The sequence below is a fragment of the Bacillus cereus group sp. Sample62 genome (assembly GCF_036851315.1).
Classification (GTDB): Bacteria; Bacillota; Bacilli; order Bacillales; family Bacillaceae_G; genus Bacillus_A; species Bacillus_A wiedmannii.
Genome location: NZ_JAFLPK010000001.1, coordinates 4,747,544 through 4,768,172, shown reverse-complemented (window position 1 = coordinate 4,768,172; position 20,629 = coordinate 4,747,544). Strand labels below are relative to the sequence as shown.

Sequence of the window (20,629 nt, the reverse complement as noted above, 5' to 3'; positions counted from 1 at the left end):
ACATGACAATTGGTACATTACCTTTCGATCAAGAAACAATCCGTCAACGCGCAAGCGAAGTAAACGAAGCTGCTTGGTTGACTGAGTTCCGCTTACAAGCTCTTGCACAAGCAACTGAACTTCCAATGCCAACGCCTGATAAAACGAAAATTGAAAAATGGGACTTTATCGGAAAAGGCGACGCTGCTAAGCAAGAGCCTGTAAGTTCTTTAACAGAGCTTCCAGAAGCAGTGAAAAACTTAATCGATGAAAATAACAGCGTATTAGTACAACGTACTGGTACAACTGCATTCGTTTCTTTAGCAGACGAAGCAAAAGAAAAAGGTGTTATTTTTACAGACATCGTAACAGCTGCAACAGAGCATGCTGAACTATTACAAAAGTATTTAATGAAAGACGGCGTGAAGGTAGACGAGCATCGTTTAACTGCACTTCATGCTGCATTAATCAACGGCGGTGCATTTGTATATGTTCCGAAAAACGTTGTTCTTGAAACTCCACTTCAAGCTGTATTCTTAGTAGACGGCGAAGAAGCTAACGTATATAACCACGTATTATTCGTAGCTGATGCGAACAGTACTGCAACTTATGTAGAAAACTACGTTGCAAATGAAAATGCTAAAGGTATTGCAAATATCGTAGCAGAAGTAATCGTGGAACAAGGCGCACAAGTTAAATTTGGTGCGGTTGATCTATTAGCAAAAGAAGTAACAACTTACGTTAACCGCCGCGGAATTATTGGACGCGACGGCCGCATTGATTGGGCTCTAGGCCTTATGAATGACGGAAATACAATTTCAGAGAACGTTACGAATTTAATGGGCGACGGATCATATGCTGATACAAAAACAGTAACAATTGGTCGTGGTAACCAAACACAAAACTTTACAACTAAAGTTGTTCACTTCGGTAAACACTCTGAAGGTTGGATTTTAAAACACGGTGTACAAAAAGATAGTGCAACATCTATCTTTAACGGAATTGGTAAGATTGAACACGGTGCATCTAAATCAAATGCACAACAATCTTCTCGCGTACTTATGTTAGATGAAAAAGCTCGCGGTGATGCAAACCCAATTCTTTTAATCGACGAAGATGATGTAATGGCAGGTCACGCAGCTTCAGTAGGCCGCGTAGATCCGTACCAATTATACTACTTGATGAGCCGTGGTATTCCAAAACGCGAAGCAGAACGTTTAGTCATCCATGGATTCTTAGCACCTGTAGTAAATGAGCTTCCAATTGAAGGAGTAAAGGCACAGCTTGTCGAGGTAATTGAAAGGAAAGTTCGCTAATGAATATTCATGAAATACGCAAACAGTTTCCAATTCTTGATCAAAAAGTGAACGGCAAACAACTTGTATATTTCGATAGTGCAGCAACTTCTCAAAAACCAATTCAAGTCATTGAAACGTTAGAACGTTACTATAAAGAATATAATTCTAACGTGCATCGCGGTGTTCATACGCTCGGTACGAAAGCTACCGACGCGTATGAAGGTGCACGCGAGAAAGTTCGCAAGTTTATTAACGCGAAATCAATGGAAGAGATTATTTTCACGCGCGGAACGACAACTGCATTAAATACAGTAGCGGCTAGCTATGGTCTTGAAAATGTAAAAGAAGGCGATGAAATCGTTATTTCTTACATGGAGCACCATAGTAACATCATTCCGTGGCAACAAGTTGCGAAGAAAACTGGTGCAACTTTAAAATACCTTCCGCTTCAACCAGACGGTACAATTTCTTTAGAAGATGTTCGTCAAACAGTTACACCGAATACAAAAATCGTTTCTATTATGCAAGTATCAAATGTACTTGGAACGATTAACCCTGTAAAAGAAATCGGAGCAATCGCACACGAAAACGGTGCAATCATGATCGTTGATGGAGCACAAAGTGCACCTCATATGAAAGTGGATGTACAAGATTTAAATTGTGATTTCTACGCATTATCTGCTCATAAGATGTGCGGACCTACAGGTATCGGCGTATTATATGGTAAAAAAGAATTGCTGAACAATATGGAGCCAATTGAATTTGGCGGTGAAATGATTGATTTCGTAGATTTACAAGAATCTACTTGGAAAGAGCTTCCGTGGAAGTTTGAAGCAGGTACACCGATTATCGGTAATGCAATCGGACTTGGTGCGGCAATTGATTTCCTAGAAGAAATCGGTCTTCATAATATTGAAAAGCATGAACATGAATTAGCGCAATATGCTTTAGAAAGACTATCAGAAGTAGATGGCGTTACAATTTATGGTCCAAAGCATCGCGCTGGTCTTGTTACATTTAATATTGAAGACGTACATCCTCATGATGTAGCAACTGTATTAGATGTAGAAGGCATTGCGGTTCGCGCAGGACACCACTGTGCACAACCGCTTATGAAGTGGCTGAAAGCTTCTTCTACAGCACGTGCGAGCTTCTATTTATATAATACAAAAGAAGAAATTGATACATTTGTTGAATCGCTAATCAAGACAAAGGAGTATTTCACAAATGTCATTTAATAATTTAGATACGTTATACCGTCAAGTTATTATGGATCATTATAAGAATCCTCGTAACAATGGCGTGTTAGAAGATAGTGTTACTGTTAACTTGAACAATCCAACTTGCGGCGATCGTATTCAACTTACGATGAAAGTAGAAGAAGGTATTGTGCAAGAGGCGAAGTTTGAAGGAGAAGGGTGTTCTATCTCAATGTCTTCAGCTTCGATGATGACACAAGCAGTAAAAGGTAAGAAAATTGAAGAGGCACTTCAGCTTTCTAAAATTTTCTCTGACATGATGCTAGGAAAAGAGTACGATGACAGCATTGATTTAGGAGATATTGAAGCATTACAAGGCGTATGCAAGTTCCCTGCACGTATTAAATGTGCAACATTAGCGTGGAAAGCGTTAGAAAAGGGCTTAAACGAAGATAAGTAATGTTAAAGGTTCCTAAAAACGAGGTTATCTAAGGAGGGACACACCAACATGGCGAAGCAACTGCCAGATATCGGCGATTATAAATATGGTTTCAAAGACAAAGACGTTTCGATTTTCCGTGCTGGACGCGGTTTAACAAAAGAGATCGTTGAAGAGATTTCACGTATGAAAGAAGAACCACAGTGGATGTTAGACTTCCGTTTAAAATCACTGGATAAGTTCTATGAAATGCCAATGCCACAATGGGGCGGCGACTTAAACGACTTAGATTTCGATGAAATTACGTACTACGTAAAACCATCTGAGAAATCTGAGAAGTCTTGGGATGAAGTACCTGAGGAAATTAAAGCAACATTTGATAAATTAGGTATTCCTGAAGCTGAGCAAAAATATTTAGCTGGTGTATCTGCACAGTACGAATCTGAAGTTGTATACCACAACATGAAAGAAGACCTAGAAGCTCTAGGAATCGTCTTCAAAGATACAGATAGCGCATTAAAAGAGAACGAAGATATTTTCCGTGAGCATTTCGGAAAAGTAATCCCACCAACAGATAACAAATTCTCTGCATTAAACTCTGCAGTTTGGTCTGGTGGATCATTCATCTACGTTCCAAAAGGTATTAAAGTGGATACACCACTTCAAGCGTATTTCCGTATTAACTCTGAAAATATGGGACAATTCGAGCGTACGCTTATCATCGTAGACGAAGGCGCACACGTACACTACGTAGAAGGTTGTACAGCACCTGTTTACACGACTAACTCACTTCACAGTGCGGTAGTAGAAATCATCATTAAGAAAGATGCATATTGCCGTTATACAACAATCCAAAACTGGGCGAACAACGTATACAACCTAGTTACAAAACGTGCGGTTTGTGAAGAAAACGCAACGATGGAATGGATTGACGGTAACATCGGATCTAAATTAACGATGAAATACCCAGCAGTTATCTTAAAAGGCGAAGGCGCTCGTGGTTTAACATTATCTATCGCGATTGCTGGTAAAGGCCAACACCAAGATGCTGGTGCGAAAATGATTCACTTAGCACCAAACACGTCTTCAACAATCGTTTCTAAATCGATTGCGAAGCATGGTGGTAAAGTAACTTACCGTGGTATCGTACAATTCGGACCAAAAGCGAAAAACTCTCGTTCTAACATTGAGTGTGACACGTTAATCATGGATAACCAATCTACATCTGATACAATTCCTTATAACGAAATCAAAAACGATTACGTTTCACTTGAGCACGAAGCGAAAGTATCGAAAGTATCAGAAGAACAATTATTCTACCTAATGAGCCGCGGTATTTCTGAGCAAGAAGCTACAGAAATGATTGTAATGGGCTTCATTGAGCCATTCACTCGCGAACTTCCAATGGAATACGCAGTTGAAATGAACCGCCTAATCAAGTTTGAGATGGAAGGTTCTATTGGTTAATATTTAAAGTGGAAGCGTCCTGCTGTGCAGGGCGCTTTTTTGTTTTGCGGATTTGTTTTGGCTTGGGAGAGGATACCTAGGTGGGTGTTCAGTTAAATATATCAGCGATTTTTCAAATATATCAATCACAACTCGGAATATATCGACGATTCGACAAGGGATATCGACTTATCAACAAATTACGACATAGCAGAGCGGGGCATATACCCCTCAATATTTAGATGATATCCATAAGGTGGCCGAATGGAAGTAGTTAAGGATAAGATACTGACAAACCCATAGGAGAATCCATAAGGAAATCCACCAAAATACTCGTAAAACCACTCAACAAACTTTTTGACAAATTCCAGTTCTACTAACTAATCCACAGATTTGAAAAAATAAAGTTTCTCATATGAAAAGGACAATCTTTTGCTTTTTCTTATAATGCGAGTACAATGTAAAATAGCAAGAAAAGACGAAAAGTATTTACAGGATTATTGCGTACGTGTAGCGTAAATGGCAGTAAGGAACTGAGAGGAGGTTTTTTCTCTGAATATAAATAAAGAAACAATCATCCACCTTTATCATACAAACGATATACATAGTCATTTTGAAAATTGGCCGCAAATTTCTCGGTTTGTACAAGGGGAGAAAAAGCGAAGACAGGCAGCGGGAGAGACCGTTTTGACGGTTGATATCGGCGATCATGTGGATCGTTTTCATAGTATTTCGGAAGCGACGAATGGACTTGGCAATACGAAGCTTTTGAATGAGGCGTTATATGATTATGTAACAATCGGAAATAATGAAGGAATTACGTTAGCGAAGGAGCATTTGAATCGTCTATATGATGATGCTGGATTTGAGGTGCTCGTTGCGAATTTATTTGAAAAAGAAGGTGTACGTCCAGCGTGGGCAAAGCCTTATAAATTACATACAACGACAGATGGAATTACGATTGCTTTTATCGGATTAACAGTAGCGTATCCAGAGTTTTATCATAGGCTCGATTGGCATATTGAAGATCCGCTTATCCATTTAGAGTCTATTTTAGAAGAAGTGCGAGATGAGGCTCATATTACCGTTGTCCTTTCTCATCTTGGAAAAAGCATGGATGAGTATATGGCAGAGCATTATGATATAGATGTTATTTTAGGTGCACATACGCACCATTTATTTGAGCGTGGAGTTCTCATGAATAATACTTTACTTTGTTGTTGTGAAAAGTGGGGACGTTACGTTGGGCACGTTCAGCTCACTGTGGATAAAGAGACGAAGAAGTTATTGAAAAAGGACGGTAGAGCGATTAAGACAGAACGTTTAGGTGCTTATAGCAAACCGTTATCCACAATTGAAATGCTGCAGGAAGAAAGTAAACATATTATGGCAGAGCCTGTCGTTCATTTAAAGGAATCATTACCGATCGATTGGTTTCATGAGACATCATTTTCTCACATGTTAGCAAATGCGCTGAAAACGTGGTGCGATGCAGAGATTGGCATGGTGAACGCTGGTGTACTTCTTGAAGGATTAGAAGAAGGAGTTGTGACGCGCGGAGATATTCACAGAATTTGTCCACATCCAATTAATCCATGTTTATTAAAAGTGCCAGGAAAAACGTTACGAGAAGTTATTTTGAAAGCGCGTCGCCCGAATATGGAGAACCTTGAGGTAAAAGGATTCGGATTTCGCGGAAAAGTGATGGGAAAAATGATTTATGCTGGTGTAGAGGTCATTCCAGATACGATTCCTGGGAATAAAATTTTACTGGAAGATGTATTGATTAACGGGGAATCGCTGGAATTAGATCGTATATATACGGTAGGAACGATTGATATGTTTACATTCGGATACTTATACCCAGAGCTATCCACACTTTCTGACAAACAATATTATATGCCAGAGTTACTCAGAGATGTGTTAACAGACGTGTTGATAACTCATACATCTTCTGTCAAACTATAGGCTAGTTAACTTGTAACACTCATTTTTCTCTTGTCATACAGATAAGAAAGAGAGGAGTGTGAACTATGGTTAATGTGGAGCCAATTATAATCGATAATTATACGTTTATTGCGGTTAGCGTCAAACTTCCAAAGACAAATTTGCTAGCTGTAATGAGCGATAAAGGATATATTATGTGCGGTGCATTAGATGTAGGTCTTTTAAATGAGAAGTTAGGTGATCGAGGTATTATTGCTGGCCGTGCGGTTGGTGTAAGAACGATTGAACAGCTTCTTGAAGCACCGCTAGAATCAGTAACGATTGAAGCCGAAGCATTAGGTATTACGGTAGGCACAATCGGAAAAGAAGCATTATTAAAAATGAGATAAGCATATATCGTCCCTCCTTCTTGCATAGAAATGATATAAGAAGGAGGTTTTTTTATGAGTATATTTCGTTCGAAAAATTCGCGGTTTCGAAGGGGACCAATTTCCTTTCGGCACATACTGCTTATGTCGTTTATTCTTTTTGTCATATTACTCGTGCAAGGGGTATGGATTGTGAATAGTAGTATTCAGCCGACATTAATTAAATATGGAGAAGTAGAGGCGCATAAAATGGCGACAGCGGTTATGACGAAGGCGATAAAAGATAGAATTAATGAAGGATTCGATGTCGATTCATTAATGAAAGTACAAAATGATAAAAACGGGAAAGTATCCACAATTAATTTAAATACAAAGCAAGTAAATGAAATCGTAACGTCAACGACCACATACATAGAAAAATATTTACAGCAAGTAGAACAAGGTGATTTGAAGGGGCTAGGTATTTCTGAAAAAAATGGGGCAACGATGACAGTTCCTTTTGGTCGTGTAACAGATAATGCGCTTCTTGGAAATATAGGGCCCGATATTCCGATTGATTTCACGACGATTGGTCATGTGAACACGGATATTAAACAAAAAATTGAACCGCACGGGATCAATACGACAGCGATTCAAATTGTTATGGAGATGGAAGTAACGTTGCAAGTCATTATTCCATTTCATACGAAAGAAATAACAGTGAAGCAAGACGTTCCGATTGCAACGCGCATTGTTCAAGGGGAAGTACCTACTTATTATGGAAGCGGGAGTGTTGTTGTACCCGATAAAAAGAAAACGGATAGTTAGCCGAATTAAAAAAATAACCGTAGCAATATGCTACGGTTATCGTTTTGTATTCGCGCGTTCTTTTCGCTCCCAAAGACTTAAATGCATGTATGGATCGAAAGCCCATTCTGTATAACCATTGTCTTTATAGATGCCGAAATGTAGGTGAGGTGGGAATTTTCCAGCTGTGCCGGGAGGACCGTAACCGGTGCTACCGACAAATCCGATTACTTTTCCCGGCTCTACAATTTGTCCAAGCTGTATTTCTTTTGAGAATCCGCCTAAATGAGCGTAATAATGATAATTATTATGAAGGTCGCGAATACCGATGCGCCATCCGCCAAGACGGTTCCAGCCCTTTGTTTCAATAATGCCATAGCAAGTGGATCTTACTGGTACGCCATAGCCTGCAAAAATATCGGTGCCTTCATGAACTCTTCTTCCCCCAAAACTTCTTCCAGCGCCGAAAGTACTACGGTAGCTATGATCACTGCGAATCGGGAGGGGGAAAGCATTTCCTTCTAAATTAATACGACCATAATGTTTATAAATTTGGGCGTACTCGGTAATTAAATCAACTGTTTTCGCACGTCTATAATATTCCCAAAGCATAATGTTAATACGTTCTTCTGACGTTCCTTGTTTTTTTAAAATAGTTGCTGCTGTATGCAGAAGATCACGGTCGTTATTTGCATTTGCAAATCCATCTTTGTCACCATCTAAACCCATCCCGCCAAATAGAGAAATTGTATGGGGAAGGGTATCGTTACCATTAACAGGCCCAGCCCATATTTCTGGTTTGAAATAAAGGGAAATGATGGCATCTGGTTTTTTCGGAATATCTTTTCTTACGCTCCGTATATTTCTTTCATATTGATCCATTGCAGCTAAGTAGTACCACGGAATGCCTGAAGATTGCTCGGTTTCTTTATATAGTGCCATGCGCTGTTCGTATATGCTTTGCTGATTATCTTCACCGTAAGCGATGTTTTGGTGGAGAAGAAAGCAAATCGAAAGCAAAAGAGAAATTTTTCGAAGCATGAAATAGACTCCTTTCACAACATCACTCTTTTTAGTGTGGGATATACGGAGTATTTCATTATAGGGAACGATTGGAAAAAATCTTAGAATCTTCATTTGAGCAAATCGCTTTCATACGTTAGAATAGATATGTTACATTGAAAGAAGCGAACACGGTAAACTATTTCATATTGTGCGGAGTTGATAACCATGACAAAACAAACAGAGTATAAGCGCAAGCCCGAATGGTTGAAAATTAAGTTAAACACGAATGAAAACTATACAGGCTTAAAGAAAATGATGCGTTCTAAGAATCTTCATACAGTTTGTGAAGAAGCGAAATGTCCGAATATTCATGAATGCTGGGCTGTAAGGAAAACAGCAACATTTATGATTTTAGGTGCGGTTTGTACACGTGCTTGTCGTTTTTGTGCGGTTAAAACAGGCTTACCAACTGAGCTTGATTTACAAGAGCCAGAACGCGTAGCAGATTCTGTAGTACAAATGGGCTTAAAGCACGTTGTTATAACAGCGGTTGCACGTGATGATTTAAAAGACGGAGGAGCAGCTGTTTTTGCTGAAACAGTACGCGCTGTTCGTCGCAAAAATCCATTTACGTCAATCGAAGTATTACCATCTGATATGGGTGGAGTAGAAGAAAACTTAAAAATGTTAATGGATGCAAAACCAGATATTTTAAACCATAACATTGAAACAGTACGTCGATTATCTAACCGAGTTCGCGCTAGAGCAAAATATGACCGTTCATTAGAGTTTTTACGTCGAGCGAAAGAAATGCAGCCTGATATTCCAACTAAATCGAGCATTATGGTGGGCTTAGGTGAAACGAGAGAAGATTTAATTGAAGCAATGGATGACTTACGTGCAAACAATGTGGATATTTTAACTCTTGGACAATACCTACAACCATCTAAGAAGCATTTACCAGTTCTTAAATATTATCCACCAGCAGAATTTGCAGAGCTTAAAGAAATTGCGCTTAGCAAAGGATTTAGTCACTGTGAAGCTGGCCCACTTGTGCGTTCTTCTTACCATGCGGACGAGCAAGTACGTTCTGCAAAAGAAAAAGTAGCCGAAGCAAAATAATGAAAAAAGAGAGCTAATCATTAGCTCTCTTTTTGTTTATATTCTAAAACAGTATTTGGGCATATTAATAAGATTTTCTTTAATTCCTCTGTGGATAATTCAATTGTAAATTCAGGTACACCAGGTGTAATTAAAATTTTATCGTAAGCGTAAATAGCACTATCCACAATAATCGTTACATGTTGTGAATAACCGAAAGGAGCGACACATCCTGGAGTACAGCCTATTTCTTCTCTCAGCTCATTAGGAGAACAGAGAGAGAGGCTTTCTCCTGTTATTTCTTTCATCTCTCCTCGGTTGAGCCTTGTGCCCTCTAACGTGAAAAATACGTAATAATCTCCAGACTTTGATTTTAAAAATAAGCTTTTACTTGGAGTGCCGTGTAAACCAAGCCTTTCACGTACGATACGATCTGTTTCATAATCGAGTACTGGTTCGTGTTCAAACTTTTCGTAAGAAGCATTTGTTTTATGTAGTAAAGCAAGTACATCTTCGTACATATGGAGTGATACCCCTTTCTATTGTTAGTACAGTTTCTTCTCGTGGCGTCAACTGAATGTGTTGGAAAGAGATATTACTTGGACGGTGCTCCCCATAATCGTTTTAGGATACATTGTTTATCGAGTGTAATTTCGTAAATATCAGGATTCGTTAAAGCTCTCCATTCAATAAAGCCGATCGTATGATCAAAGTGCTTTAAAATGAGCGTGAGTAAGTTGCCGTGTGTAACGAGTAGTGTTGTAGTATGGTTTAACTTTAAAACGTCTTGGATAAGTGATATAGCACGGTCCATTGCTTGTTTTGTTGACTCTCCGCCTGAAAAGGCAATATCTATATTTGTAAAAGTAGATTCTAGTTTTTGCAACCAATCATCCATTGGAACGTCGCTTAATATGCGTTCAGCTAATCGTTCATCTTCTTGGATAGACAAGTTAGCTTGAAGCGCATAGGGCCGAATAGAATCGATAGCTCGCACAAATGGGCTTGAAATAATATGATCTATTTGTGGTTGGTTTTCTAAGAGGAATGTAGCAAGAGTGTTTGCTTGATTTTTTCCTGCAATCGTTAATTCGGCATCACGTTCTTGTCCAGTTGCTGAACAATGTCGTATTACAATCAATTTCTTCATAATTCATCCCCATCTTTCAAGTTGACGCTATATACTTCGACAAATGTGGAAAAAATTCCTTTTTATTGGAAACGGCATATTGATTTAAATATGTGGAAAAGTAATGTGGATAAATGAATATTTGAGGTGTAATGATGAAAAAAATGATATGTATCGTATTCATGATTTGTTTTCTTACGCAATTGTCCACAACATATGCACAATCCAATCAAAAGTTAGATTATCCAAGCAATCGAAATAAGTCATTTGTGAGTGAGCGTGTGTTTTACGAACAATTAGATAAGAAAATCTATAAAGAATACAATAATGCAACATATAGCGTTCGAAAAAAGATTTTATTTAAAGAGGTGCCTGATGAAGAATTTTCTTTCCTACAAAAAACAGCCGCGGGTTGTCGGGGTAGTGTGGTGTTTCAAGATTCTTTTATTCACCCTGATCGCCAAGTTTATTTTTTCGCTTCCTTTTCTCAAAATGAAGTAGACGAATTTCGTAAGTACATCGTTATAGATGCAGAAACAAAGAGGGAGTTGCAAGCGGGAAAAAGCTATCGTCATTATGATAATCCATATAAAAAATAACCCACCAACTGGTGGGTTATTTTTACGCCGGCACACTCATTAATTTTTCTTTCATTTTACGAATAAGAATGACAGCGCCAATTGTGAAGAGAAGGGTAATTCCTTCTGCAACGAAGATGTTAATTGTTTTTGTTTGGTAAAGTGCCGCGAAAAAGTCTACAAATGCGTGGAATAATATAGCGTAAACAAGGAAGAGATATTTCTTCTGTTTTACAGCGTATAAGACAAGCATTGTAAAGGCAATTTGTAATACAAGAGCCATAATTCTTTCCAAGCTGCCAAGGAAGTATAAATAAGCAGGTTGTTCTATTAACATATCCTTTACAAGATTTAATTGTGGTAGTTTTTCTGCCATTTGAGCGAAGCTACCATTGTTAATAGCATTAGCGAATATAAGTGTCTGCAATGCGGAGAATCCGCCAACTAAAATGGATTCAATCCCGCCATGACCAATTCCATAAGCGAAGCCATCTTTATATTCTAGATATTTTTTTAGTAGGAAGAAGAAGGCAACGAAGCGTCCTAATTCTTCAAAAATACCAGCAGTTAGTCCGCCATAAATTGCAAAGACAAACGGATTTTCTAAAAATGGAGCGATTACTGGATTACCACGCATAAATAGGTGGAACGGTGTTTCGAGAATTTGGGTAAATCCAATAAAGATAAGAACACCAACGCCGACCACTTTCCAATTAATATTATATTTTTTACGGAAATAAACGAGAACAATAATTGGGACCAGAACCGAAACAACGAGTTGAAATATGATGCTGGCAATTACAGTATTTGAAACCATACTTTCACCGCTTTCTAATATATGTACATATCTATTATGCATGAAATATGGGAGAGATGAAACTTTTAACAAAAAATGAATTTACTTATTGACTCTAACGTTGCGTCATACTTTATCGTATGTATTAAGGGGGAGATACACATGACAATGAAGGTAAAAGAAGTAGCTAATTTAGTTGGAATTAGTGTGCGCACACTGCATCATTACGATGAAATTGGGTTATTAACTCCAGACGAGACGACAGAGTCTGGATATCGTCTGTATTCCAATGAAAATTTAGAGACATTGCAGCAAATTTTATTTTTTAAAGAACTAGGCTTCCCTCTAAAGAAAATTAAAGAAATTATCATGAGTCCATCATTTGACCACGAAGAAGCACTACAGCTTCATAAGAAAATGCTTCTTGAAAAGCGTGCCAGATTAGATAAGGTGATTGCGACGATTGATAAAACAATTCAGCATACAAAAGGAGAGATTGAAATGACGAATAAAGAGAAATTTGAAGGCTTCGATTTCAGCCATAATCCGTACGAAGAAGAAGCGCGTGAACGATGGGAAGACGCAGCTGTAGATAAAGCGAATGAATACGCGAAAGGCATGTCAAAAGACAATCAAGAAGAGTTTAATACTATTTATAGAAATTTAGCGGCGCTTAGACACGGCGCACCAAATTCTAAAGAGGCACAAGAAGCAATTGGAGTATGGTACGATTACTTGCAAAACTTCGGAGAATATTCATTAGATGCTTTTAAGGGACTCGGTCAAATGTACGTCGCTGATGAGCGCTTCACGAAAAATATTGATAAGTTTGGCGAAGGGTTAGCACAGTTTATGTGTGATGCGATGGAAGTTTATGCGGATCGTAAGAAATAGTAAAAAATAAAGAAGATGGAGGTTTTCTCCACCTTCTTTATTTTTTTATCATATCATTCAAAGTTTGATCCCCCGTATTGTTCAAATGAGGATTTTTGCTCATTTCTCGCTTTAGCATATCAAGGCTTTGTGTATATTCTGTATCATTTAACGCGCCAGATTGAAGCCCTTGAATTTGAGAAATCAACTTTTGGTCTGTTGATACATATGCTTTATAATAGCGAGGGACGATGGACAAAGCAGCTTTATATACTTGATCTGCTACGAGTTTTGGATCCGTTGTGTTTGCACGGTATACAACAAATACTTCATCATCGGTAACGAGCGTAGCAGCGTTTGTAACGTCAGGAAGTTTGACTGTCATGCTTGTAATCATTTCAGCGACTTTCTCGCGGTTAATGGCTCCTACTTGTTTGTTAGATACTTCATGTTTTTGTTTAGATGAATAACCGACTCTTGTAAGCCGTGTATTTGTATTTTCCGTATGATACATGTCGTTTTTATTGGAAACAAGAACACGACTTCCTTCTTCACGTTCCATTTCGGCTTTATTCGTTGATTGACAGCCTGCAAATAAGGAAAGAGTGAGGAGAGAGAGTATAATTTGTTTTTTCACGATGTATCACCTCCTTCTCCATAGCATGCACTAATTTTCAATTTTTTGTATTTGAAATTGTTGGTTGGTATGCTTTGTGATACGATAAAAAGAAGAATGCTTAGAGAGGAAGTTAATGATGGAGCAAAAGCAAGAGCAAGAGATGCATGCTACGGTGAGCATTAATAATGTGCAGTACGAAGTAATTAAAAACTTTCGTGACGGTTTTAGTGAAGAAGCATTTAAAGAGCGTTATGCAGAAATTTTAAATAAATATGATTATATCGTTGGGGACTGGGGTTATGAGCAACTTAGATTGCGCGGTTTCTTTGATGACAGTAATCAACGTTCGACATATGATACGAAAATTAGTACGTTAACGGAGTATTTATACGAGTACTGTAACTTCGGTTGTGCACACTTCGTATTACGAAAAGTGAAGAAATAAAAAAATCCTCTTACGATTGTAAGAGGATTTTTTTTATACTTGCTCACAAACAAATCGAAATAGAGTCGCCTTCAGAAAGTATTGCATTTGGTTTCATTTGTTGTCCGTTCAATTGAATATCCCCATTTTTAATTTTATCCACAATGCGTGTACGGCTCCAGTCGGAAATATATGTGGATAAAGCTTTATCCATTCGGTGGGAACCGAAAACGATATCTAATACGATCGTGATTTCGGCTATGCCGTTTTCTTTATGTTGCATAATGGAAATGGTAGTAGTTGTTTCTGTTTGATCTTGCTGGGTCATATCGACTGTTTCAACGTGATCAGTAAATGCTTTATAAATACGAAGTTTTTGGTTCCACGTATGATCTTTCGGACATTTATAAATGGCAAAACGATATATATTTTTTCCGTTGGCGTTATGCCTACGAATATTCGTGTCAGTAAATAGGGTAGTGCGTCTGCAATTTTTACAATACTTTTCAATTGTACCTTGTTCATTTTCATATAAACTCCAAGAAAGTTGTACTTTCTGCATTTTCCTTCACCTCTTATAGTAGTGGTAAAGGAACGTAATACAGCTATTTGGATGTCTTGTAGTATGAAGACATGAGAAATAGACAAAAATAAAAGGAGGTTCCCCAAAGAGGAACCTCCGTAAACATCATACTACAGATGCGTTACGTTCCTTGTAATGGGAATGGGCAGACTACTCCCTTGAAAAAGCACGGTGCTTTTTTGAGAGTAATGCTATCCAATTGCTGGTCCATTACAAAGTAAATGTCGGCATACGTAGATAACGTCCTTTCTATCCAAATAGATTTATTCTTAATTATAACATAAGGTTTGAAAATTCAAAATACTTACAGTGAAAAAACACCAGCTAAAATAGCTGGTGTCTACGATAAATTATATAAGTTCAAATAAAAATGAGCGTAGTTCTTCTGCAATTTCTTCAGTCATAGAAAATGCATGCTCTAAGTAGCCTGGTTCGTTTAAATCGTCAGGACCGATGATTGCAAATCTATTGCGCTGCATATCAAGGACGATTGTTTTACCGTAATGACGATCGGAGTATAAAAGCGCTAAATCATGACGCTCATTTTCTCCCATAAAGCTAACGAAACGAGTTCTTGTAGCGACTGTATCGTCGTACAGAAAGAAACGTTCTTCCATACACATGGCTCCTTTATTAAATATCTAAGTTTAAGTGTGGTTTATGATCTAAATGGTGATGCGTTTTAATGAATCGTACCGTTCTTGTTTTGTAACGCATAACGATAGAATATGTTTCAGCTAAATCTCCACCAAGGAATTTAACACCGTCTAATAACTCACCAGCAGATACACCAGTTGCTGAGAAGATTGCATCATCCCCAGATACTAAGTCATCTAACATAAGAAGTTGACGAGGATCTTCTAATCCCATTTCACGACAACGAGCTTCTTCTTCTTCGTTCATTGGAACTAAGCGAGCTTGCATTTCACCTTCAAGGCATTTTAATGCTGCTGCAGAAATAACACCTTCTGGAGCTCCGCCAGTACCTACGAATAAGTCGATACCTGTTCCAGGTAGTGCTGTTGCGATTGACGCACCAACATCACCATCACCAAATAATTTTACGCGTGCACCTTTTGCACGAACACGGTCAATAATATCTTGATGACGTTCACGTTCTTGCACGATAACTGTTAGATCACGAATCTTTTTATTGTTAGCTTCTGCTACAATTTCGATTGTTTTTTCAATTGGATCATCTAGGCTAATTTTACCAGCTGCTTTTGGACCAACCGCGATTTTTTCCATGTACATATCAGGAGCATGAAGAAGGTTTCCTTTATCTGCGATTGCGATAACTGCCATTGCATTTGCAAGACCTTTTGCAACGATGTTTGTACCTTCTAATGGATCAACGGCGATGTCTACTTCTGGACCGTTACCTGTTCCTAGTTCTTCACCAATATATAACATCGGTGCTTCATCAAGTTCTCCTTCACCAATTACAACTGTACCTGCCATGTTTACTGAATCAAACATATCACGCATTGCTGTAGTTGCTGCATCATCTGCTTCGTTTTTCTTTCCGCGGCCCATCCACTGTGCGGATGCTAATGCTGCTGCTTCTGTTACACGGACAATTTCTAGTGCGAGTTCACGTTCCAAGATTCCATTCCTCCAATTTCAAAAATCATACAAATATAACTATAACAAATAACGGAGAAAAGGTGAATTCGAAAAATTGTCGATTTTTTCAGAAGAAAGCGTTACAATTAAAATGTAAATGCTTTAATTTCCAGGTAGGTGACATTCATGTATTTTGTAGACAGAAAGAAAATAGAACAAATGCTAGTATGTTTAGAACGAGCAACAAGTACATTTCAAGAGAAAAAGATATATGAAACCGAGTTTGAATTTTACGCATTAGAACGCATAGCTCATCTAATGATTGATTGTGTATTAGATGTAGGGAATGCGATGATTGATGGATTTATTATGCGCGATCCAGGAAGTTATGAAGATATTATCGATATTTTGATGGATGAGCGAGTGATAAGTGCAGAAGATGGACAAGGGATGAAAGAAATTATCCTTCTTCGAAAAATGCTTACGCAAGATTATATTCAAATGAATCATGATGAATTATATAAGACGATTCAAAAACATATTGCAGTGGTAGAGAAATACCCAGCAAATATTCGCAGTTATTTAGAGAAGGAATTAGGACCTGTATCTGCATTTGTACCAGAATAATTATGCTTATAAGATCCCCAGGACTATCTTTTGGGGATCTTATATTGTATGTGAGAAAGTAAAGGGAAAAGGGAGAAGGGTAAAGCATGGGGGAAGCACGTACGACGAAAGATGAAATTGTACAATTGTTGAAAGTAAAGGGAGAGCACACGGTAGCGGAACTAGCTGACGTTTTAGAGATTACAGAAATGGCGATCCGAAGACATTTAAGTAATCTTGAGAAAGATGGTTTCATTTATTCTAAGATGGTAAGACAACATGTCGGAAGACCAACTTATTTGTATGGATTAAGCGAAAAGGGAGAAGATACATTCCCGAAGGAGTATAAGCAATTTGCTATTGATATGCTAGAAGATTTAGCTCGAATGGGCGATGAAAAAATACTTCGTTACGTTTTAAAAGAGAGAACGAAGCGAATGGAAGAGCAGTTGCAAAAGCGAGTGAGTAATCAAAAGAATTTAGCATATAAAGTGCAAGAGATAGCAGCTATGCAAGAGAAAAATGGTTATATGGTTCAAATAAAGAGAGATGGAGAGAACTCTTTCGTAATTGAAAAACAAAACTGTCCGTTAAAAGAAATTGCAGAGAGATTCCCGCAAGTATGTGCAGATGAGAAAGAGATGTATAATCGTTTATTTGCAGGAGCAGATGTAAAGACGTTAGCAAACATGTGTGAGGGCGATTGTAGTTGTTCTTACCAAGTAAAAGAGAAAAAATGAACGTTGTGGGGCGCTTTAAGGTAAAGCGTTTTTTTCTTTGGAAAAAGCGGGTAATATAAGAGTGGTATGATAGGTGAGAACGTTAGCATAGAAGGAGAGACATAATGATGTATAAAGGTTACTTAATTGACTTAGACGGTACGATGTATCGCGGAGAAGAACAAATTGAAGAAGCGAGCGACTTCGTAAAAGCATTAGGAGAGCGCGGCATTCCTTATTTATTCGTTACGAATAATTCAACGCGTAAACCAGAACAAGTGGCAGAAAAACTTGTTCGTTTCGATATTCCAGCGGAAGCAGAGCAAGTATTCACAACGAGTATGGCGACAGCGAACTTCATTTATGAACGTAAACAAGACGCAACTGTATATATGATTGGTGAAGAAGGCTTACATGATGCACTTGTGGAAAAAGGATTTGAACTTGTGGATGAAAATCCTGATTTCGTTGTTGTCGGTTTAGATCGTGACATCACATATGAAAAATTAGCAAAAGCTTGTCTTGCTGTGCGTAACGGCGCAACGTTTATTTCTACAAATGGAGATATCGCCATTCCAACTGAGCGCGGATTATTACCAGGTAACGGTTCATTAACATCAGTTGTAACAGTATCAACAGGCGTGGATCCAATCTTTATTGGAAAACCAGAATCAATCATTATGGAACAAGCGTTAAAAGTGCTTGGTATAGGAAAAGATGAAGCATTAATGGTTGGGGATAACTACGATACAGACATTTTAGCGGGAGTAAATGCTGGCATGCATACCCTTCTTGTCCACACTGGAGTCACAACTGTGGAGAAGTTAACAGAATATGAAGTACAACCAACGCAAGTTGTGCATAACTTGACGGAGTGGATTGAGAAGATGTAATGAAAAACAGGTAACCGGAAGAGGTTACCTGTTTTTTTATTAAAACGCACGATTCACAACATCTTTCACTTCTTCAAGATATTGTTTACGCACAGTATCATCCACAGAAGGAACACTCGTATAGAATGTATGCTCAATTGTTCCGATGCCTGTAAATTCAAAAATACCAACATCTGCTGTTTTCTTCATTGCTTCAAACATACCGCCTGCTGTGTATGCTTCTTTCGAATTTCCCATTGTAGATAATAATAAGCCTTTTTTACTGCTTAATAACTTTTCAATACCATTTTCACCGTAAGCATAAGCGAAGCCATGGCTAAATACACGGTCAACGTATCCTTTTAAAATAGCAGGAAGTCCCGCCCACCAAACTGGATAAATGAATGTAATGCTATCAGCCCAAGAGATATGCTCTTGCTCTTCTTTAATATCTTCTGGTGTGTTTCCTTGAGAAAATGAGATGAAATCGGAAGCGCCTAATACTGGATTGAAGTTTAATTCATATAGATCTCGAACGCGTACTTCATGACCTTTTTCTTCTAATTCATTTTTTACCGTTTCTAAAATCGCATGGTTGAAGCTTTCTATATTTGGGTGTGCATAAACGATTACATGTTTCATTGTTCTTCCTCCTATTTGTGGATATGTGAATAGTTTTTATGTATTTGTGTAACTAGTATGGTTACTTCTGTTGTAGAAGTCAAATGATACATACATATGTATGTATAAAAAGACGGCTAAAATCGTCTTTCTATACCCCACTCATACAAAGAACAAAGAAAACAAATAAAATGATGACAATACCAATGCCAAAGTTAAATACGAGGGTACTATCCATATTATGTAACCTCCTTATTTGAAAGTAAAAAGCACTCTAGCCAAGAGTGCTTTTTTATTTTGAGTCTACTTCACAACTTTTAGAAAAAGATTCGTGGGTATAAAGAATTACATTATTTTATGTGTTTATATGTTGAAATGAGTAAGTCCTTGTGAGGTATAAAAAAAAGACACTCTTTCGAGTGTCTTTCATGATGACAAAATGTACCAATTGCTTGAGTTTGATAAGGCGCTAATATCCGTTTTAACGCCTTTTCTTTGATCAAGAAGTGTAGCAACAGCGATTCAAATAAATTGTACCATTTGTTTCATAGGTGCGCGTATGTAATTATGCATATTCCAATTAGAGGGAAATGAGGCACGAAAAATGAATGAGTATATATAGAATATTTGATAAGGAGAGAGAAGGATGGATATACATAAGTTAACGGTAGCAGAAGCAAATGAGATAAATACGTGGGCGTATGAAGAACCTTATAATTTGTATAGTTTTTCAGGAGAGGAAGAAGTAATAGAAGAATTATTAGATGGGACGTATTACGGTTGTTGTGACGATAAGGGAGAGTTTATCGGCTATTTTTGTTTTGGGGAAAATGCACAAGTACCAGGTGGAAGAGATGCTCATTTATATGGTGGAGAAGATGTAATTGATATCGGACTTGGCATGAAGCCAGCGTTAACAGGGAACGGGCTGGGAAAAATGTTTTTCAAAGCTGGGCTAGCCTTTGCAATGAAAGAATATAAGCCGAAGACGTTTCGACTTAGTGTAGCGACATTTAATATAAGAGCGATTACGCTATATGAAAACTTAGGTTTTCAACAAGGTCCTATTTTTTTAAGCCGCGGAAGAGAATTTATGCTCATGGAATATGAAAGACCGTCAGTATGAAACTGACGGTCTTTCATATTTTATTATTCCGAATGCTCAGCTCTGTGTGCTAAGCGGCTTGAAGCAGCGGCAGCGATTCCGCCAACGATATCATCAAGGAATGTATGCACCTTTCCAGATGATTTATCATTTAAGAATTCTAAAATACCAGGTTTTAATTTATCGATATATCCAAAGTTCGTGAAACCGATAGAGCCGTACACATTAACGATAGAAAGTGCAATCACTTCATCAATTCCGTATAAGCCTTCATCACGTTTTACGATATCTTGTAACGGCTCACTTAACATTCCTTTTTCAGCAAGGACATCGAGTTCGATACCAGTAATCAGTGCGTTTTGTACTTCACGTTTTGATAATACACGCTCAACGTTATAACGGCATTCTGACATCTCTAAATTTGGATGATATTTTTTTTGAAGAAAATGAACAAGCTCAGCAATATCGTCAATTGTTACACCGCGTTCTTGTAATAGTTGTAATGCTCTTTCTTGTAGTTGATTTGATTCTTTCATGTTTATCACCTTTTTTTCTTTTTAGTATTTGTAT

25 protein-coding genes are annotated in these 20,629 nt (G+C 37.9%); 15 read left to right on the top strand and 10 right to left on the bottom strand.

Annotation, left to right across the window (positions count from 1 at the left end):
• Window positions 1–2: 2 nt before the first annotated feature.
• The 7 genes from sufD (at window position 3) to yunB (ending at window position 7,483) form a co-directional block, all read left to right on the top strand.
• A complete protein-coding gene (gene sufD / locus J0835_RS24520; protein ID WP_087982848.1) occupies window positions 3–1,295 on the top strand; it encodes a Fe-S cluster assembly protein SufD in 1,293 nt (430 codons plus the stop codon).
• Window positions 1,295–2,515 carry a cysteine desulfurase SufS gene (gene sufS / locus J0835_RS24515; protein ID WP_001020765.1) on the top strand — a complete coding sequence of 407 codons (1,221 nt, stop codon included), beginning with the start codon at window positions 1,295–1,297 and terminating at the stop codon, window positions 2,513–2,515. The genes sufD and sufS overlap by 1 nt, the downstream gene beginning before the upstream one ends.
• The gene (gene sufU, locus J0835_RS24510; protein ID WP_000009525.1) at window positions 2,505–2,936 is read left to right on the top strand and encodes a Fe-S cluster assembly sulfur transfer protein SufU; all 432 of its coding nucleotides are present in this window, start codon (window positions 2,505–2,507) and stop codon (window positions 2,934–2,936) included. The genes sufS and sufU overlap by 11 nt, the downstream gene beginning before the upstream one ends.
• Before the next feature lie 48 nt (window positions 2,937–2,984).
• The gene (gene sufB, locus J0835_RS24505; protein WP_001118829.1) at window positions 2,985–4,382 is read left to right on the top strand and encodes a Fe-S cluster assembly protein SufB; all 1,398 of its coding nucleotides are present in this window, start codon (window positions 2,985–2,987) and stop codon (window positions 4,380–4,382) included.
• 531 nt (window positions 4,383–4,913) lie between these two features.
• A complete protein-coding gene (locus tag J0835_RS24500; protein ID WP_277928758.1) occupies window positions 4,914–6,329 on the top strand; it encodes a bifunctional metallophosphatase/5'-nucleotidase in 1,416 nt (471 codons plus the stop codon).
• Between the two features lie 65 nt (window positions 6,330–6,394).
• Window positions 6,395–6,697 carry a YunC family protein gene (locus J0835_RS24495; RefSeq protein ID WP_046954392.1) on the top strand — a complete coding sequence of 101 codons (303 nt, stop codon included), beginning with the start codon at window positions 6,395–6,397 and terminating at the stop codon, window positions 6,695–6,697.
• A gap of 54 nt (window positions 6,698–6,751) precedes the next feature.
• Window positions 6,752–7,483, top strand: a complete 732-nt coding sequence (yunB, locus tag J0835_RS24490; RefSeq protein ID WP_087982844.1) for a sporulation protein YunB — start codon at window positions 6,752–6,754, stop codon at window positions 7,481–7,483.
• Window positions 7,484–7,519: 36 nt separating this feature from the next.
• Here yunB and J0835_RS24485 read toward each other — a convergent pair whose 3' ends face one another.
• Window positions 7,520–8,503, bottom strand: coding sequence for a M23 family metallopeptidase (locus J0835_RS24485; RefSeq protein WP_087982842.1), 984 nt, complete (start codon window positions 8,501–8,503; stop codon window positions 7,520–7,522).
• A gap of 189 nt (window positions 8,504–8,692) precedes the next feature.
• Here J0835_RS24485 and lipA point away from each other — a divergent pair, with 189 nt between their 5' ends.
• Window positions 8,693–9,589: a lipoyl synthase gene (lipA, locus tag J0835_RS24480; RefSeq protein WP_000166376.1), complete on the top strand. Its 897-nt coding sequence runs from the start codon at window positions 8,693–8,695 to the stop codon at window positions 9,587–9,589.
• A 20-nt stretch (window positions 9,590–9,609) separates the two neighbouring features.
• On the opposite strand, the gene J0835_RS24475 is transcribed toward lipA, so the two are convergent.
• Complete coding sequence (locus tag J0835_RS24475; protein ID WP_087982840.1) at window positions 9,610–10,089, bottom strand: YbaK/EbsC family protein; 480 nt, start codon at window positions 10,087–10,089, stop codon at window positions 9,610–9,612.
• A gap of 74 nt (window positions 10,090–10,163) precedes the next feature.
• Complete coding sequence (locus J0835_RS24470; RefSeq protein ID WP_087982838.1) at window positions 10,164–10,718, bottom strand: histidine phosphatase family protein; 555 nt, start codon at window positions 10,716–10,718, stop codon at window positions 10,164–10,166.
• 134 nt (window positions 10,719–10,852) lie between these two features.
• On the opposite strand from J0835_RS24470, the gene J0835_RS24465 reads away from it, so the two are divergent.
• Window positions 10,853–11,296 (top strand): hypothetical protein, encoded by a 444-nt coding sequence (locus J0835_RS24465; protein ID WP_140386929.1) that lies wholly within the window; start codon window positions 10,853–10,855, stop codon window positions 11,294–11,296.
• Window positions 11,297–11,318: 22 nt separating this feature from the next.
• Here the strand turns inward: J0835_RS24465 and J0835_RS24460 are convergent, their stop codons facing one another.
• Window positions 11,319–12,134 (bottom strand): YhfC family intramembrane metalloprotease, encoded by an 816-nt coding sequence (locus tag J0835_RS24460; protein ID WP_140386932.1) that lies wholly within the window; start codon window positions 12,132–12,134, stop codon window positions 11,319–11,321.
• Window positions 12,135–12,233: 99 nt separating this feature from the next.
• Here J0835_RS24460 and J0835_RS24455 point away from each other — a divergent pair, with 99 nt between their 5' ends.
• Window positions 12,234–12,965 (top strand): MerR family transcriptional regulator, encoded by a 732-nt coding sequence (locus tag J0835_RS24455; RefSeq protein ID WP_087982834.1) that lies wholly within the window; start codon window positions 12,234–12,236, stop codon window positions 12,963–12,965.
• A 37-nt stretch (window positions 12,966–13,002) separates the two neighbouring features.
• Here the strand turns inward: J0835_RS24455 and J0835_RS24450 are convergent, their stop codons facing one another.
• Window positions 13,003–13,581: a YhcN/YlaJ family sporulation lipoprotein gene (locus tag J0835_RS24450; RefSeq protein WP_002191082.1), complete on the bottom strand. Its 579-nt coding sequence runs from the start codon at window positions 13,579–13,581 to the stop codon at window positions 13,003–13,005.
• A gap of 115 nt (window positions 13,582–13,696) precedes the next feature.
• Between J0835_RS24450 and J0835_RS24445 the strand changes: the two genes are divergently transcribed.
• Complete coding sequence (locus J0835_RS24445; RefSeq protein ID WP_002008894.1) at window positions 13,697–14,008, top strand: YutD family protein; 312 nt, start codon at window positions 13,697–13,699, stop codon at window positions 14,006–14,008.
• 43 nt (window positions 14,009–14,051) lie between these two features.
• On the opposite strand, the gene J0835_RS24440 is transcribed toward J0835_RS24445, so the two are convergent.
• The 3 genes from J0835_RS24440 to glpX all read right to left on the bottom strand — a co-directional run bounded on the left by J0835_RS24440 (window position 14,052) and on the right by glpX (window position 16,175).
• Complete coding sequence (locus J0835_RS24440) at window positions 14,052–14,549, bottom strand: cytoplasmic protein (protein WP_087982833.1); 498 nt, start codon at window positions 14,547–14,549, stop codon at window positions 14,052–14,054.
• 371 nt (window positions 14,550–14,920) lie between these two features.
• Window positions 14,921–15,187 carry a DUF3055 domain-containing protein gene (locus J0835_RS24435; protein ID WP_000392616.1) on the bottom strand — a complete coding sequence of 89 codons (267 nt, stop codon included), beginning with the start codon at window positions 15,185–15,187 and terminating at the stop codon, window positions 14,921–14,923.
• Between the two features lie 16 nt (window positions 15,188–15,203).
• The gene (glpX, locus tag J0835_RS24430; RefSeq protein WP_000439095.1) at window positions 15,204–16,175 is read right to left on the bottom strand and encodes a class II fructose-bisphosphatase; all 972 of its coding nucleotides are present in this window, start codon (window positions 16,173–16,175) and stop codon (window positions 15,204–15,206) included.
• Between the two features lie 147 nt (window positions 16,176–16,322).
• Here glpX and J0835_RS24425 point away from each other — a divergent pair, with 147 nt between their 5' ends.
• From J0835_RS24425 to J0835_RS24415, 3 genes are all read left to right on the top strand, one after another.
• A complete protein-coding gene (locus tag J0835_RS24425; RefSeq protein WP_001990845.1) occupies window positions 16,323–16,763 on the top strand; it encodes a DUF86 domain-containing protein in 441 nt (146 codons plus the stop codon).
• Between the two features lie 86 nt (window positions 16,764–16,849).
• The gene (locus J0835_RS24420) at window positions 16,850–17,482 is read left to right on the top strand and encodes a helix-turn-helix transcriptional regulator (RefSeq protein ID WP_087982831.1); all 633 of its coding nucleotides are present in this window, start codon (window positions 16,850–16,852) and stop codon (window positions 17,480–17,482) included.
• 107 nt (window positions 17,483–17,589) lie between these two features.
• Window positions 17,590–18,354 (top strand): TIGR01457 family HAD-type hydrolase, encoded by a 765-nt coding sequence (locus J0835_RS24415; RefSeq protein WP_002096233.1) that lies wholly within the window; start codon window positions 17,590–17,592, stop codon window positions 18,352–18,354.
• Between the two features lie 39 nt (window positions 18,355–18,393).
• On the opposite strand, the gene J0835_RS24410 is transcribed toward J0835_RS24415, so the two are convergent.
• A complete protein-coding gene (locus J0835_RS24410) occupies window positions 18,394–18,975 on the bottom strand; it encodes an NAD(P)H-dependent oxidoreductase (RefSeq protein ID WP_087982829.1) in 582 nt (193 codons plus the stop codon).
• Window positions 18,976–19,600: 625 nt separating this feature from the next.
• On the opposite strand from J0835_RS24410, the gene J0835_RS24405 reads away from it, so the two are divergent.
• Window positions 19,601–20,080 (top strand): GNAT family N-acetyltransferase, encoded by a 480-nt coding sequence (locus tag J0835_RS24405; protein ID WP_087982827.1) that lies wholly within the window; start codon window positions 19,601–19,603, stop codon window positions 20,078–20,080.
• Between the two features lie 23 nt (window positions 20,081–20,103).
• Here J0835_RS24405 and J0835_RS24400 read toward each other — a convergent pair whose 3' ends face one another.
• Window positions 20,104–20,595: a phosphatidylglycerophosphatase A family protein gene (locus tag J0835_RS24400; RefSeq protein ID WP_000665100.1), complete on the bottom strand. Its 492-nt coding sequence runs from the start codon at window positions 20,593–20,595 to the stop codon at window positions 20,104–20,106.
• Window positions 20,596–20,629: the final 34 nt, after the last annotated feature.

Excerpts from the sequence above, each read along its gene's own strand:
- J0835_RS24425 (WP_001990845.1), top strand. The coding sequence starts at position 16,323 with ATGTATTTTGTAGACAGAAAGAAAATAGAACAAATGCTAGTATGTTTA.
- J0835_RS24445 (WP_002008894.1), top strand. The coding sequence starts at position 13,697 with ATGATGGAGCAAAAGCAAGAGCAAGAGATGCATGCTACGGTGAGCATT.
- yunB (WP_087982844.1), top strand. The coding sequence starts at position 6,752 with ATGAGTATATTTCGTTCGAAAAATTCGCGGTTTCGAAGGGGACCAATT.
- sufB (WP_001118829.1), top strand. The coding sequence starts at position 2,985 with ATGGCGAAGCAACTGCCAGATATCGGCGATTATAAATATGGTTTCAAA.
- J0835_RS24420 (WP_087982831.1), top strand. The coding sequence starts at position 16,850 with ATGGGGGAAGCACGTACGACGAAAGATGAAATTGTACAATTGTTGAAA.
- J0835_RS24435 (WP_000392616.1), bottom strand. The coding sequence starts at position 15,187 with ATGGAAGAACGTTTCTTTCTGTACGACGATACAGTCGCTACAAGAACT.
- sufU (WP_000009525.1), top strand. The coding sequence starts at position 2,505 with ATGTCATTTAATAATTTAGATACGTTATACCGTCAAGTTATTATGGAT.
- J0835_RS24495 (WP_046954392.1), top strand. The coding sequence starts at position 6,395 with ATGGTTAATGTGGAGCCAATTATAATCGATAATTATACGTTTATTGCG.
- J0835_RS24455 (WP_087982834.1), top strand. The coding sequence starts at position 12,234 with ATGACAATGAAGGTAAAAGAAGTAGCTAATTTAGTTGGAATTAGTGTG.
- J0835_RS24470 (WP_087982838.1), bottom strand. The coding sequence starts at position 10,718 with ATGAAGAAATTGATTGTAATACGACATTGTTCAGCAACTGGACAAGAA.
- J0835_RS24485 (WP_087982842.1), bottom strand. The coding sequence starts at position 8,503 with ATGCTTCGAAAAATTTCTCTTTTGCTTTCGATTTGCTTTCTTCTCCAC.
- J0835_RS24405 (WP_087982827.1), top strand. The coding sequence starts at position 19,601 with ATGGATATACATAAGTTAACGGTAGCAGAAGCAAATGAGATAAATACG.
- J0835_RS24465 (WP_140386929.1), top strand. The coding sequence starts at position 10,853 with ATGAAAAAAATGATATGTATCGTATTCATGATTTGTTTTCTTACGCAA.
- sufD (WP_087982848.1), top strand. The coding sequence starts at position 3 with ATGACAATTGGTACATTACCTTTCGATCAAGAAACAATCCGTCAACGC.
- sufS (WP_001020765.1), top strand. The coding sequence starts at position 1,295 with ATGAATATTCATGAAATACGCAAACAGTTTCCAATTCTTGATCAAAAA.
- J0835_RS24410 (WP_087982829.1), bottom strand. The coding sequence starts at position 18,975 with ATGAAACATGTAATCGTTTATGCACACCCAAATATAGAAAGCTTCAAC.
- J0835_RS24400 (WP_000665100.1), bottom strand. The coding sequence starts at position 20,595 with ATGAAAGAATCAAATCAACTACAAGAAAGAGCATTACAACTATTACAA.
- lipA (WP_000166376.1), top strand. The coding sequence starts at position 8,693 with ATGACAAAACAAACAGAGTATAAGCGCAAGCCCGAATGGTTGAAAATT.
- J0835_RS24415 (WP_002096233.1), top strand. The coding sequence starts at position 17,590 with ATGTATAAAGGTTACTTAATTGACTTAGACGGTACGATGTATCGCGGA.
- J0835_RS24440 (WP_087982833.1), bottom strand. The coding sequence starts at position 14,549 with ATGCAGAAAGTACAACTTTCTTGGAGTTTATATGAAAATGAACAAGGT.
- J0835_RS24460 (WP_140386932.1), bottom strand. The coding sequence starts at position 12,134 with ATGCATAATAGATATGTACATATATTAGAAAGCGGTGAAAGTATGGTT.
- J0835_RS24475 (WP_087982840.1), bottom strand. The coding sequence starts at position 10,089 with ATGTACGAAGATGTACTTGCTTTACTACATAAAACAAATGCTTCTTAC.